Here is a 13,226-nt window from a genome sequence, read left to right as displayed (position 1 = left end):
TTGCGCGGTGCGCGCAGTTAGAGGTTATCCAATAGTTGGATGTCCAAGCAATTGGAACCTTCGCAGTACGGTTAGGTGTTTGTCAATGCCCCACCCGCACTATTGACCAACTGTCAACAGGGTGCCCACCTGGGCCTGGCCGAGCTGGCCCGCAACTTCTTCGTCAACACCGTCGGGCCGCACCGCGAGGAGTTCGCCGCGGCTATGCCGAGGACGGCTCGAGGCGGAAGAACCGACTCCGGCGAAGGCTGCCGTCACGGCGGACGACAGTGTCCTGGCGCACGCCGAGATCGAGGGCACCCAGCTTGCGGATCGCGGCGGCCGACCGGGAGTTTCGCTCATCGGTCCGCAGCGAAATCCACTGTGCCCCCATCTCGAACAGCTCCCGGACCAGCATGGACTTCACCCGCGCGTTGATGCCGGTGCCCCAGACCGACGGAGCGAACAGGGTCGCACCGATCTCGACCCCGTCCGGCGTGGCCGGCTCGAAGAAGATCGAGGTCGTCCCGACAATCGCGGAGTCTCGAAACACCGTGAAGGCCAGCCGTTGCGCGGCACCGAGTCCTGGCCCCATGGTGGCATCGAGCTCGCCGGCATCGCGCGGGATCAGCCGCGGGATGTGCTCCCACACCCGCTCGTCGCCGATCGCGGCGAACAGTCCCGTTGCGTCGGCGGATTCGTATCTGCGCAAAGACATCTCGCCATCGACGAGGCGGTCGGCGGGGATGGACAGTGGCCAGTTCACCATCAGCGTTGCCGGACAGCATCGTAGGCCAGCGGCAACGCCGCGCCGGAATTCAGCGCCAGCAGCGCTTGATGCAAGTGTGTCCGCGCATCCGGGTCGAGACCGTCGAGCAGGTCGTCGTTCAGGGTGCGGACCAGGTCGTCGGCCTGTTCGACGGTGCGCATCCCCTGCTCGGTGATCTCGACGAGAAACCGCCGGCGGTCGCGGTGATCGCGAATCCTGGTGGCCAGCCCCGCGGCTTCCAGGTGGTCGATCGCGGCGACCATCGTGGTCGAGTCGATCCGCAACCGCGTTCCGAGTTCGAGCTGGGAACTGGCCTTGTCGCCTGCCAGCACCTTCAAGATCATGAAGTGCCTCGTCCGCAGACCCAGCGTGGCGAGCCGATCCTCGCTCACGCGGAACATCACCTGCCCGAGCTTGATCAGCAGGCAGGTGGTGTGGTCGGCGACCATATCCGGGATCAACGGTTCGGTCACTGGTGGAAACCTCGATTTCTGGGACTGGACAGCAGACCGATAGTAGTCGGGACTACACCCTCCATCGACAACCACAGTCCCCGATAATCGTGACCAGTAATAGTTCGTACTACTGATAGTCTGTCCGGCATGGAGTCAGAATTCATCCAGAAGATCGACCTGACCGACAAGGTCGTCGTCGTCGCGGGCGGCACCAGCGGCATCAATCTCGGCGTGGCCGAGGACTTCGCGCGGGCAGGTGCTCGGGTCGCGGTCCTCAGTCGCTCCGCCGACAAGGTCGACGCGGCCGTCGAACGGCTTCGCGCGCTCGGCGCCGAAGCGTTCGGCGGTAGCGCCGACGTCCGCGACTACAGCGCGACCGAGGCCGTCCTGGCATCGGTGCATCAGGAGTTCGGCGACTTCGACGTGATGATCTCCGGTGCGGCGGGCAACTTCCCCGCCGCCGCCCTCGGCATGTCCGCCAACGGGTTCAAGTCGGTGGTCGACATCGATCTGCTCGGCACATACAACGTCCTGCGCGCGAGCTACCGATTCCTCCGCAAGCCGGGCGCCTCGGTCATCAACATCTCGGCACCGCAGTCGGAGTTGCCCACGATCACCCAGGCGCACGTGTGCGCCGCCAAGGCAGGCGTCGACATGCTCACCAAGGTCCTGGCGCTGGAATGGGGCCCGTACGGGGTTCGCGTCAACGGTGTGATTCCGGGCCCGATCGATGGCACCGAGGGAATGGCCCGGCTGGCTCCGACCGAACAGGACCGTGCCCTGGTCACCGGTAGCGTGCCGCTGCGCCGCTACGGCACTCCCCGTGACGTCGCCAATGTCTGCCGATTCCTCGCGTCTGGGCTCGCCGACTTCGTCTCCGGAGTTGTGCTGCCCGCGGACGGCGGGTGGGTGCTCGGTGGCGCATCGCAAGCGATGGGTGTCATCGGGCAGCCGCTGCTCGATGCCGCACATCAGGATTCCTGACCACACAGGCCCGACTCGCCGTGGCGGGGTGATCGTCGATAGGTTCTGTCCATGAGTCGTACCACGGCCGTCTTCGACAGCATCCACATCGCTGCGCACCCGGTGTCTGTTTATCAGCAGGTCAGCGATCCGACCCTGATGGGTCGGTGGAGTCCGGAGAACCGCGGAGCGAAGGTCACCCAGCCGCGCGAGTCCACTTATGTGGGAATGGAATTCGAGGGGTTCAACAAGCGGGGCTTCGCTCGCTGGGTGACCCGCTGCGTGGTGATCACGGCCGAGCCGGGGAAGCGATTCGCGTTCCGCGTCGAGGCGATCGGTGTCCGCAGGCCGTGGATCCGCGCAGGTATCGCGACCTGGGAGTACCGATTCGAGCCGGACAACGGCGGCACCCTGGTCACCGAGACCTGGCACGACGATCGCAAGACCTGGCCGAACGCGGCGGTTCAGGTCTTCGACCGGATCGCCACCGGCGGCGACACCTTCGTGGAATTCCAGCGCAAGAACATCCACCGCACCCTGCGCAACCTCAAACGGCAACTCGAGTCGACGGACTGAACGGCGCCGAGCCTGTCCTTTGCAGGAACGACGGGTGGCGGTCACTCGGCGCCACGCAGGATCTCTCGCAAACGCTCGGTGTCGCCGATGGTCCAGTCGGCGGGCGACAGGATCGCCGCCCAGGCATCGGCGATATCAGCCTGGAAGGTGTGGCCGTGCCCGTCCGGCACATCCACCGAGACGGCCATGTCCGCCGACACCTGCAGAAACGTCACCACCGGGATCCAGCGGGTGCTCGGCAAGACATCGCGACCGCGTTCTTCGTTCAGCCAGTCGGGTTTCTGGAACAGCAGCCGCGGTGTCCACCAGGTGATCGGGTCGGAGGCGTGCTGGAGATAGACCACTTTGGGTGCGGTCCACGCGGTGCCGGGGCGGGCGAGATCCGGTGCGCCGGCGACGAATCGGACGGTGTACCCGTCACGGTAGATCGGCAGCCACTGCGGGGAACCCGGGTCGCGTCGTGCGGTGGCATCGCGCCACACTGGATTGGTGGCGGTGGGACCGACGAACAGGACGCCGTCGGTGCGGGCCGCCATGTCCTGGATTCCGGAGAACGCCGCCTCACCACCGAAGGATCCGAGGCTCTCCCCGAAAACCACCAGCTTCGGCCGACGATCGACCGGCAGCAGGTCCCACTCGGCGTGTACCGCCTCGAACAATGCTTGACCGGCCTGTCGAGCGCGTTCCTGGTCGACGACAAAGGACAGCCAACTCGGCAGGTAGGAGTACTGCATGCTCACCAGCGCACTGTCCCCGCCTGCCAGGTACTCCAGCGCCGAGGCCGTCGACTCGTTGATCCACCCGGTACCGGTGGTGGTCGCGATCCCGAGGACCGCTCGTTCGAAGCCACCGGCCCGCCGTAACTCGGCTACCGCGAGATCTGCTTCGGCCCTGATCGTCTCCGCCGAATCGAGACCGGTGTAGACGCGAATCGGCTCGCGCGCGGGCCGTCCGCTGAATGCCGTCAATTCCAGGGCGGTCGGACCGTTGGACACGAAGATTCGCCCCTGCCTGCCCAGCGAGTCCCAGCTCACCAGCGAGCCGGGACCACCGGACCGCTCCGCGATGGCGGGTTCCTCGGTATCGGGCGAGCTCTCCTGGTTGACGGCCTTGAAGGTCTCGTTGAGCATCGACATCGCCACGTCGGCGACCACCCCGTTGACCGCCGCGACAGCTACGGCGGCTACCACCACAGCGCCCAGCACCGCCGCGACGCGCGTGGGCATCACCCGCCCCAACAGCCCACCGACCCATCGCGACAATGCCAAGCACAGCCGCGCCACCGCGATCAAGACCGCGAACACCACAGCGGCGATGGCCACGATGATCGGATAGGCGTGCCAGGGCAGGCCGCTCACTCCCATGAGCGAACGCAGATCTCTTTGCCACTCGGCATACCAGGCCAGCACCGCGGCCGATCCGAGGCAGGCCACGACGCCAAGCCCCCACGTCAACACCGACGGCGCCGGCCGAGGCTGCCGTTGCAACATCCACCACAGCAGCGCGGCGACTGCGACGCCGAGTCCGTAGCCGAAGGCCGCCGCGGCACCGGTGACGACCCCTTGGAACAACGGACCTCTCGGCAGCAGCGACGGCGTCAATGACAACCACACCAACACCAACGCCCCCACCGCGCCACCGAAAGGGAATCCCCGACGCCGAAAAGCGGGTTCCGCGGCCGGCCGTGCGAACGAACTTTCCTGGCCGGAGCCCGCGGCGATGTCCTCCTGTGGGGGATCCTGGGAACTCGCGTCGGTTCGGTGTGCGCCGAACGTCCACCGTCGACCGTCTCCGCGCGTGGAATTCATTTGTTCCCCTGTGTTTCGCCCATCGATCCACCGGTGCACGCATTTCGCTGTCGAGCGTCGATGCGGTTCGTTCAATGTGGAACTATACGACCCGATCTCACCGCAACACCGGATCAGGGCATTCGACACCGACAATGAGATCCAACCGCAGGTCGAACCGATGACCCCGTTCGGTACAACCACTGGTCGGTGCGAATAGCGGGGATGCGGCTACTCAGGGAACCGCTGGTGGGCGGTCGGGGACCAGGAAGGTGGCGATTTCCGTGCCGATGCCGACGGCGTTGTTCTGGCCGGAATTCGAGGTCGGGCCGAGGGTGGCGTAGACGACGACGGTTGTCCCGGATTTCGTGTCATAGAAGGCGACACCGTCGTAGCCGCCGTAGGACGGGTTCATGAACAGCCAGTCGGCGAGGTGGACCACGCCGAAGGCGAAGTACTTTTCCTTGGTGAAGGGCCCGAGACCCGCGGTGGACGGGCCCATCATCTGCTGGAACTGATCGGGGGTGAGACGTTCGCCCGTGCCGAGGGCGCGGACCCAGCGGCCGACATCAGCAACGGTGGAGTTCATATTGCCGCTGTGCAGGAAGGCGGTGGGGTTCCAGAAGGTGGAGTCTTCGAAGAATTTTCGTTCGTTGGTGTAGCCGTGCAGGATCGGTTCGTCGATCTGTGGATCGAGGACTACTGAGCTGTCGCGCATGCCCAGTGGGTCGGTGATGTGTTCGGCGATCAGCTCGCCCAGTGGCTTACCCGCCGCCTTCTGCAGGACTTCCCCGAGGACGACCAGATCGCTGTGGGCGTAGCCGAAGTCGGTGCCCGGCTCGAACAGGGGTGGGCGGGCGTTGGCGCGCTCGAGCAGTTGCGGTGCGGTCCATTCGCGGATCGGGTTCTCGCCGAAAATCTTCAGGAACTCCGGTTCGGTCACATAGTCGGAGATGCCGGAGGTGCTGTCGGCGAGCATTCGCGGGGTGATCTTGCCGGCGCGCGGAAAGTCGGGCAGCCAGCGGGCGATGGGTTCGTCGAGTTTCAGCACGCCCTGTCTGTCGAGTCGCCACAGCACGGTGGACAGCATGGGTTCCATGGGCTGGCCGACCCGCAACCGCATATCCGCTGTCGCGGGCACACCGAGCGGTGATCCGCCCAGCGCGCCGAGGGCGATCTGCTCCGCACCTCGCCATGCGCCGTAGACCGCGGAACTGAGGTCGAGTTCGGTCATCTTTGCGCGGACGATGTCAGCGATCTTCGACGCTTGTGGACTCTCGACCTGCGACGACGAGCCCGTGGACGGGGAGTCGGCGGACTTCTCCTGCGCAGTGCAGCCGCCCGTCGCGATGGCGAGCACGACCGCGAACACCGCCCACGCTCTGCGGTATCCGCGATGCAGGGGCGACACGCTCATGACGGCGATCCCTTCGTAGAGGAGAACTCACGATCAGCAGCGATGTCGAATCTACGCGCCGACGGCACTCCTACCCGGCAAGCCATACCTCGTGCTGGTGCGCCAAGTCGCCAACATGCTGCTGACCAGCAGCAGAGCCGGTGTGCGCGAGCCGAGTTGGACGATGAAGGTACCCCATCGAATCGTGGATGTCGTGGCGGCGAGGAAGGCGAGCCCGGTTCAGCGCGTCGTAGCCCCAGACATCGGGAACCCACAACGGCGAGGCGCTCGGCCGCGAGAGCGAATTCGGCCGCACCGGAAGCCGCGGTTCGATCATGACACCGATCTGCACGTTCACGCTTCCTGTGGGCGGATGGAATTCGCGAGGATCACTTCCAGTTCGCTGACGACGTCGTCGAGCGGAACGGTCGAGCGCGAGGCCCGGCACAGGATGACCGCGCCTTCGATGGCGGCGATCGCCATCGTGGCCAGCCGGGAGGCGCGAGCCTGCTCCACGCCCTCCGCTGTCAACGAGCGGGTCACCGCATCCTGCCACCGCCGGAAGATGTCGGCGACGGCTGGGATCAGTTGCTGATCGTCGTCGGATCCGCCGACCGTCACCGATACCACCGGACATCCCGCCGCGTAGTCGCTGTCATGGAGGATCAGAGTCCAGAACGCGCCGAATCGCCGGAGGGCACCGACCGAACCCTCCCGCACGGATTCGTCGATGATCGCCGCAATAACAGTGCCCGCGAGTTCGACTGCCTCGGCGATGATCTGGTTCCGGCCACCGGGAAAGTGGTGATACACCGAGCCGCGGGGTGTCTGACTGCGCGTCAGGACAGCATCGACGGTGACTCCCGCGGCACCGCGTTCCCGCAGGAGTTCGACCGCGCCGTAGAGCATCTTCTGCTTGGTCCCGCTTCGTGCCGCCACGTTTCCCTCCACATCGAGGGCGCATAGTTAGCCACCCTGCCATAGAGCATAGTCGGCGGGATCTCGCGCCTGGATCCCCCGGAGGACTCGACGGCGAAGCGCTGACAGGTCAACTGACCCCGCCTTCGGTGTTCAGGTACACCACGAGATCGCGGGGTGCGCACGAGCCACCACGAGGTGGAACGGAGCGAACGCATCAGAATCGAGGACGGGCGGGCAATGCGCAGCGCGCTTGTGCCGGTGGGGTTTCGAGGTCGATGAGGACGCCGCGACGATGTCGTCGACGCACTGGCTGGTTCCTGCCGCATCATGATTTGACGATGACGCGGTCATAGGTATGCCATGACGTCCGTCATGGCGGGATCGAGAACCGGGCTGCGGTGCCGTCGGCCCGGTGGGTGCGGCGGTAGCCTGCGCCACCGCCGCGCCCATGCCTCAGATATCGACCATCTGGTGCTCGCCGAGCCGCCCCGTGAGGTAGCGCAGGTGATCACCGGAGTCGCCGAGGGTGTGCTCGATCGCGGTGAGACGGGCGGTGTAGTGCCCGACCGGGTACTCGGCGGTCATGCCGATACCGCCGTGCATCTGGATGGCTTCTTGGCCGATGTGCCTGCCGGAGCGGCCGATTCGCAGTTTCGCGCGAGCGGCGACAACCGGATCGGCGGTGCCGTCGGCCAGCGACATCGACGCGTACAGGTTCATGCTGCGAGCCAGTTCCAGCGACACGTACATGTCGGCGGCCCGATGGGTGAGCGTCTGGAAACTGCGCAGCGCGACACCGAACTGCTTACGGGTCGAGAGGTACTCGGTGGTGAGCCGCAATGCTTCGGCCATCGCGCCGACCGCCTCGGCGCCGAGCGCTGCCTGGGCGGTAACGGTGATCTCGGCGATAACGGCGGAGGTGTCGACCGGTGTGCCGAGCGGTTCGGCGAGCGCGTCGGCGAAGGTGATGTCGGCACCGCGCCGTCCGTCGTGGGTGCGCAAACCTGTCCTGGTCACACCCGCTGCGCTGGGGTCGACGAGGAACAGACCGGTTCCGCCCTCGGGCAGCGCGGCGCTGACGATGAGCTGTTCGGCGCAATCACCGTAGGGCACAGGGTGTTTGCGCCCGGTGAGCTGCCAGGTATCGCCCTCGCGCACAGCGCGGGTATCGACCGTCGTCGACGGTCGGCGCACACCCGGCTCGGCGTGGGCGAAGGCCAGTCGCAATGCGCCCTCGGCGATCCGGGGCAGCAATTCCTTACGCTGAACGGCCGACCCGGCCTTGCTGATGATCGCACCCGGCAGCAGCGCGCAGTCCAGCACCGGTTCCGGCGCGAGTGCGCGGCCGAGTTCCTCCATGACCAGCATCGTCTCGATGGGTCCGGCGTCCATGCCGCCGTCGTCGGCGGAAATGGTCAGCCCGAGCAGCCCGATCTCGGCGAAGGTGGACCACACCTGGGGGTCCCAGCCGGGTTCGCCGGCGATGACCTCGGCGCGGTGTTCATGGGTGTAGTGGCGCATGAGCACACTGCGCACGGTGTCGCGCAGCATGTCCTGTTCGGTGGTGAGTTCGAAATCCATGGCCGTGCCTCACAATCCGAGGATCGTCGAGGCGATGATGCTGCGCTGCACTTCGCTGGATCCTCCGTAGATCGATGTCTTGCGGTAATTGAGATAGGTGGCGGTGCTGCGCCGCGCCCAGTCGGCGGTGTCGCCTTCGCGGGCGAGAGAATCGGAGCCCGCGATATCGACGAGTAGCTCGGTGACCGCCTGCTGCAGCTCGGTGCCACGCAGTTTCAGGATCGAGGAGACCGGGTCCGGCGTCCCGTCGGTGGTGCCCGCGACCACCCGCAGCTGCACGAGTTCCAGTGCGAGCAGCTCGTTTTCGAGTTCGGCGATCCGGGTGGCGAAGACCGCGTCGTCGAGCAAGGTGCCGCTGTCGAGCGGGGTCTGCTTGGCGTATTCCTTGGCCAGCCACAGCCGCACCTTGGTCTGGCCGACCGCGGCGATGCCGGTGCGCTCGTTGCCGAGCAGGAACTTGGCGTAGGTCCAGCCCTGGTTCTCCTGACCGACCAGCTGGTTCGCCGGTACGCGCACGTTCTCCAGGAACACCTCGTTGACCTCGAAACCGCCGTCGATCAGTTCGATCGGGCGCACCGTCACCCCGGGTGAATCCATGGGGAACAGCAGCATCGAGATGCCTGCCTGCTTCTTGGGTGCGGACGGGTCGGTGCGGGCCAGGCAGAACATCCAGTCCGCGCTCTGGGCGGCGGTGGTCCAGGTTTTCTGGCCGTTGATCACGTAATCGTCGCCGTCGCGCACGGCGACAGTGCGCAGCGAGGCCAGGTCGGACCCGGCATCGGGTTCGGAGAAGCCCTGGCACCACCAGATGTCGAGGTTCGCGGTGGCGGGCAGGAAGCGTTGCTCGAGCTCTTCGGAACCGAACTGGGCGATCACCGGCCCGATCATGTTGGTGTTGAACGTGAGTGGCTCCGGTACCGAGGCGAGCTGCATTTCGTCGTGCCAGATGTGGCGCTGCACCGGAGTCCAGTCGCGGCCGCCCCAGGCGGCGGGCCAGTGCGGCACCGCCAGCCCGTGCGCGTTGAGGATGCGCTGGGTGGTGACGATGTCGTCTTTGCTGAGGTCGGCCATGTGCCGGGCTCGATTGCGGATGTCGGCGGGGATTTCGCGCCGGAAGAAGGCACGCAGCTCGTCGCGGAAGGCGAGCTCGTCCTCGGTCAGTGCCAATTGCATGGCGAGTATGTTACACAGACGATCATATGTTTCAAATAGCAGCCGGCGAGCAGCCCCTATGCTGAGCGGTGTGACGCGAGCCGAGGGAACCAGAGCGCCGGGACGACCGGCCGCGGCCAGCCGCGAAGATGTGCTGGCAGCCGCGATCGAGGTGTTCCTGGCCGGTAAGCGGGTCGACGTGAACGCCATCGCCGCCCACCTCGGCCTTGGCCGGACCAGCATCTATCGCTGGTTCGGCTCGCGCGAGGGCCTGCTCGGCGCGGCCATCGCCAACCAGCTCGAGCGCATGATCGCCCACGCCGAACGCAACAGCACCGTCACCGGCGGCGAACGGCTCAACGACATCCTCGACCGCACCATCTACTGGCTGGTCGAAGACGATTCGCTGCGCACCTATTTCGACAACGAGTCCACCGCGGCCCTGCGCCTGATCACCCGCAGCGACGGCCCCGTCCACCAGGCCGCCGTCGCGATCGTCGATCAACTCATCGCCCGCGCCGAGGAGCAGGGCTACCGTCCGCCCATCGAGCGCGCCACCCTCGCCTACGCCCTGGTCCGGCTCTGGGAAGCCTTCCTCTACAACGACGCCGTGGCCGGTTTCCGCGGTGACGTGGAGCGGTTGCGCCTGGTCCAGGCCGCGCTACTGCGAACCTGACCGCCGCGGCCCGCCTATCGAGACGCGCCACCCCACCGCGACATGACGCGGGTCGCCGGACTCGCAGCGCACATCAGCCATGGCCCGAGGTGGTTTCCCCGTGCGTGGTGACGATCTCCGCGTCGGTATCGAATCCCATCCCGTCGAGAATCAGCCGCAACGATTGAATGAATCCGCCGCCGAGAATCTTGAGCATGGGGCCGGACCTGGCGTGCTCGGGCGTAGCGCCGAACCGCATGACGTGCCACAGGACGTCGGGCGCTGCGTAGTCGCGCATGTCCGAGAACTCTTCTGCCAGTCGATCGGTCCGAGCTGTCGTTCGACGGTATCGAGGAAGGCCGCGAACGACGCCGGGGCGGTGACGTTGAGTCGGCCGTAGACCTCGAGCCCGAGCATCCGTCGACGCGGTCAGTGGTACATGGCCTCGATCTCGGCGGCGTACTTCTGGGTGATGACCTTGCGCTTGAGTGACATCTTCGGTGTGAGTTCGTCACCACCGGGTTCCCAGATCACGGGCAGCACAGTGTGTTTCTTGATCTGCTCCACGCGGGACAGGTGCTCATTCGCCGCCGCGATGCCCGATTCTATGGCCGCGACGACGTCGGGGTTGGCCGCCGGCGCCGCGGGTGCCTCGCGGATCATCTCATCGGTCTCGGACCATTCGAACATCGTTGTTCTCCTCAGAGTTTCATGGCAGCCGGGCCGCGATGTCGTCGATCAGCCATGGCCCTTCCGTTTCGATGGTCTTCACGTCGTGCCAGCCGGCCAGCTCCGAGATCGCCCCGCCCTGCACCGCGAAGACGTTGCCGGTGATCGGGCATTTCTCGCTGGCCAGGTAGGCGACCAGCGGCGAGATATTGGCGGGGCTGAACGCATCGAAACCACCGTCGGCGGCCGCGTCCTCAGCTTCGGCGGCCATCATCGCGCCCATCCCGGGAGTCGCCAGCGTCAAGCGGGTGCGGGCGATCGGCGCGATGGCGTTCACGCGCACGCCGTAACGACCGAGCTCTTCGGCCGCGACCAAGGTCAGCGCCGCGATAGCCGCTTTGGCCGCGCCGTAATTGGCCTGGCCCGCGTTCGGCACGGTGATCCCGGACGCGGAGGCGGTGTTGATCACCGCCGCGTTGGGCTGTTCGCCCGCCTTGGACTGGTCTTTCCAGTAGGCGGCAGCGTGATGCAGCACCGCGGCATGACCTTTGAGGTGCACAGCAACAACCGAATCCCACTGCCCCTCAGCCATTCCGGCGATGAAGGCATCGCGCAGGATGCCGGCATTGTTGACCACGATGTCGAGTCGGCCGAACTCCGAAATCGCCTGATCCACCAGGCCCTTCGCGCCCTGCCAACCGGCGACATTGTCGGTGTTCGCTACCGCTCGCCCACCCGCGGCGACGATCTCGTCGACAACTTCTTGTGCCGGGCCTGCATCGGTGCCGTCCCCGGAGTTGCTGCCGCCGAGGTCGTTCACGACGACGGCCGCGCCCTCCCGGGCGAACAGCAGTGCGTGCTCGCGGCCGATGCCGCGTCCGGCGCCGGTGATGACGGCGACCCGTCCCTCCAGTGCACCCATAGTCTTCTCCTAGCTAGATCTGAAAATTCTTCGGATTCAGTCACTCACCACCGCCAGGCCGTCGGTGAGAACCAGCTCGCTGCCACGTCCCGTCTCGAAGACGTACGTGGTGGAACCGTTCGCGTCGCCGGAGCGCCAGATACGGGTCTCCAGGTCGTCGTTGGGGAACACCATCTTGGAGAAGCGCACCGCGAATCGCTTCAGCCGGTGCACATCGGAGCCCGCGACCTCGCTGAGGACACCCCATGACGCCATGGCCATCGTGCACAGCCCGTGGGCGATGATGCCCGGAAGCCCGGCATCCCTGGCCACCTGCTCGTCCAGGTGCAGCGGCACCGGATCTCCGGAGGCCGGCGAGTACCGGTAGGTCTGATCGGCGTCGACATGCGCGGACACCTTCGCCAACGGCGGAACCTCGGCCAGCGCTTTGTCGAAGCGGTGCGGCGGAGCAGCGTCACCGACTCGGGGCCCGGCGTTCACATCGCGGAAGAAGGCGGTCAGATACTGCTCGTTGACCAGTTCCCGGTCCTCGGCCCGGCATTCGATGAGCACAGTGATGGACGACCCGTTGTCCTTGCCCTCGTAACCGATCACCTTGGCACGCGAGACCAGCCTGTCCCCCGGTCTGATCGGCCGGTGAAAGTGGAAGTCCTGTTCACCGTGCACGACCCGCCCGAAGATGCTCATCGGCACCACGTCGATGATCGGCATCATCATGGCCTCGAACACCGGCACGATCGCGAACACCGGATTGGCGACCTCGCCGCTGCGATGCGCCTCGATGGGATCGTTCGTGGCCTCCGCGTACTCCGCGAGCCGTTCGCGCGTGACCTCGAACCGCTCCTCATCGCACCAGACGTGAAGGCCTGCCGGATCGAATTCGATTGCGGAACCCAACATCTCAGGCCGCCGCGGCCAGTGCATCGAGCTGGGTGAGGCTCTTGCCGATCTGCCCGCGACCGTCCTTCTCGACCGCCTTGCCGAGCGCGCCCTTGATCAGCGCACCCTCGAAATCGCCCGACACCGACAGCTTGCTGCCAGTGCCCTCGGGAGTGATCTCGAAGGCGAACTGCACCTTGACCCCGGCCATACCGGTACCGCCCAGCACCAGCTCGCTGGGGGCATCAACGCGCTGGACGACCCATTCGATCTTGTTGGCCATGCCGAGCATGATGATCTTGGCGACCAGTTTGGCGCCGGGCGCGAGGACGGCGGGCGGCTCGTCGATCCAGCGCTCGTGGATGGAGAACCACTGGTCCCAGGTCTGCGGATCGGAGACCACGGCCCAGAGAGCCTCAGGGTCTGCGGACAGGGTAGCGCTGGCTTCGATGTGTCCCATGGTGGGTACTCCTCGTCGAGTGTTATTGCGTGGGTTGGTATTTCACGTAGTTCCGGCCGAGA

Annotated in this window: 15 protein-coding genes and 2 pseudogenes; 3 read left to right on the top strand and 14 right to left on the bottom strand. The window is 66.1% G+C overall.

The features are described 5' to 3' along the window. Positions 1 to 202: 202 nt before the first annotated feature. Together ACTWPB_RS19370 and ACTWPB_RS19365 are read right to left on the bottom strand one after the other, a co-directional pair. Positions 203 to 748: a GNAT family N-acetyltransferase gene (locus ACTWPB_RS19370; protein ID WP_446222003.1), complete on the bottom strand. Its 546-nt coding sequence runs from the start codon at positions 746 to 748 to the stop codon at positions 203 to 205. After that, a complete protein-coding gene (locus ACTWPB_RS19365; RefSeq protein ID WP_446222002.1) occupies positions 748 to 1,221 on the bottom strand; it encodes a MarR family winged helix-turn-helix transcriptional regulator in 474 nt (157 codons plus the stop codon). Before ACTWPB_RS19365 ends, ACTWPB_RS19370 begins: the two co-directional genes overlap by 1 nt. A 129-nt stretch (positions 1,222 to 1,350) precedes the next feature. Between ACTWPB_RS19365 and ACTWPB_RS19360 the strand changes: the two genes are divergently transcribed. Continuing rightward, a complete protein-coding gene (locus tag ACTWPB_RS19360; RefSeq protein ID WP_446222001.1) occupies positions 1,351 to 2,187 on the top strand; it encodes an SDR family oxidoreductase in 837 nt (278 codons plus the stop codon). A 51-nt stretch (positions 2,188 to 2,238) separates the two neighbouring features. After that, positions 2,239 to 2,742, top strand: a complete 504-nt coding sequence (locus tag ACTWPB_RS19355) for an SRPBCC family protein (protein ID WP_446222000.1) — start codon at positions 2,239 to 2,241, stop codon at positions 2,740 to 2,742. A 41-nt stretch (positions 2,743 to 2,783) separates the two neighbouring features. Here the strand turns inward: ACTWPB_RS19355 and ACTWPB_RS19350 are convergent, their stop codons facing one another. The 6 genes from ACTWPB_RS19350 to ACTWPB_RS19325 form a co-directional block, all read right to left on the bottom strand. Then, complete coding sequence (locus ACTWPB_RS19350; RefSeq protein WP_446221999.1) at positions 2,784 to 4,550, bottom strand: alpha/beta hydrolase; 1,767 nt, start codon at positions 4,548 to 4,550, stop codon at positions 2,784 to 2,786. Between the two features lie 214 nt (positions 4,551 to 4,764). After that, entirely contained in the window at positions 4,765 to 5,946 is a 1,182-nt protein-coding gene (locus tag ACTWPB_RS19345; protein WP_446221998.1) for a serine hydrolase domain-containing protein, read from the bottom strand. 70 nt (positions 5,947 to 6,016) lie between these two features. Beyond that, complete coding sequence (locus ACTWPB_RS19340; RefSeq protein ID WP_446221997.1) at positions 6,017 to 6,283, bottom strand: hypothetical protein; 267 nt, start codon at positions 6,281 to 6,283, stop codon at positions 6,017 to 6,019. Continuing rightward, positions 6,280 to 6,864 carry a TetR/AcrR family transcriptional regulator gene (locus ACTWPB_RS19335; protein ID WP_446221996.1) on the bottom strand — a complete coding sequence of 195 codons (585 nt, stop codon included), beginning with the start codon at positions 6,862 to 6,864 and terminating at the stop codon, positions 6,280 to 6,282. Before ACTWPB_RS19335 ends, ACTWPB_RS19340 begins: the two co-directional genes overlap by 4 nt. A 435-nt stretch (positions 6,865 to 7,299) precedes the next feature. After that, complete coding sequence (locus tag ACTWPB_RS19330) at positions 7,300 to 8,427, bottom strand: acyl-CoA dehydrogenase family protein (protein ID WP_446221995.1); 1,128 nt, start codon at positions 8,425 to 8,427, stop codon at positions 7,300 to 7,302. Positions 8,428 to 8,436: 9 nt separating this feature from the next. Beyond that, on the bottom strand, positions 8,437 to 9,600 hold the full coding sequence (locus ACTWPB_RS19325) for an acyl-CoA dehydrogenase family protein (RefSeq protein WP_446221994.1): 1,164 nt from the start codon (positions 9,598 to 9,600) through the stop codon (positions 8,437 to 8,439). Between the two features lie 70 nt (positions 9,601 to 9,670). Here ACTWPB_RS19325 and ACTWPB_RS19320 point away from each other — a divergent pair, with 70 nt between their 5' ends. Then, positions 9,671 to 10,255, top strand: coding sequence for a QsdR family transcriptional regulator (locus tag ACTWPB_RS19320; protein ID WP_446221993.1), 585 nt, complete (start codon positions 9,671 to 9,673; stop codon positions 10,253 to 10,255). A gap of 73 nt (positions 10,256 to 10,328) precedes the next feature. Here ACTWPB_RS19320 and ACTWPB_RS19315 read toward each other — a convergent pair whose 3' ends face one another. The 6 genes and pseudogenes from ACTWPB_RS19315 to ACTWPB_RS19290 form a co-directional block, all read right to left on the bottom strand. Continuing rightward, a complete protein-coding gene (locus ACTWPB_RS19315; protein ID WP_446226560.1) occupies positions 10,329 to 10,532 on the bottom strand; it encodes a hypothetical protein in 204 nt (67 codons plus the stop codon). A 20-nt stretch (positions 10,533 to 10,552) separates the two neighbouring features. Then, positions 10,553 to 10,648, bottom strand: a pseudogene (locus ACTWPB_RS19310) (short-chain dehydrogenase); the annotation flags it as partial. A gap of 15 nt (positions 10,649 to 10,663) precedes the next feature. Then, positions 10,664 to 10,885: pseudogene (locus ACTWPB_RS19305) on the bottom strand (long-chain fatty acid--CoA ligase); the annotation flags it as partial. Between the two features lie 58 nt (positions 10,886 to 10,943). Continuing rightward, positions 10,944 to 11,825: an SDR family oxidoreductase gene (locus tag ACTWPB_RS19300; RefSeq protein ID WP_446221992.1), complete on the bottom strand. Its 882-nt coding sequence runs from the start codon at positions 11,823 to 11,825 to the stop codon at positions 10,944 to 10,946. Positions 11,826 to 11,861: 36 nt separating this feature from the next. Then, the gene (locus tag ACTWPB_RS19295) at positions 11,862 to 12,725 is read right to left on the bottom strand and encodes a MaoC/PaaZ C-terminal domain-containing protein (RefSeq protein ID WP_446221991.1); all 864 of its coding nucleotides are present in this window, start codon (positions 12,723 to 12,725) and stop codon (positions 11,862 to 11,864) included. 1 nt (position 12,726) lies between these two features. Then, positions 12,727 to 13,164 carry a type II toxin-antitoxin system Rv0910 family toxin gene (locus ACTWPB_RS19290; RefSeq protein WP_446221990.1) on the bottom strand — a complete coding sequence of 146 codons (438 nt, stop codon included), beginning with the start codon at positions 13,162 to 13,164 and terminating at the stop codon, positions 12,727 to 12,729. Positions 13,165 to 13,226: the final 62 nt, after the last annotated feature.

This window comes from Nocardia sp. IBHARD005, assembly GCF_052814245.1.
This window is presented reverse-complemented; position numbering and strand designations above follow the sequence as displayed.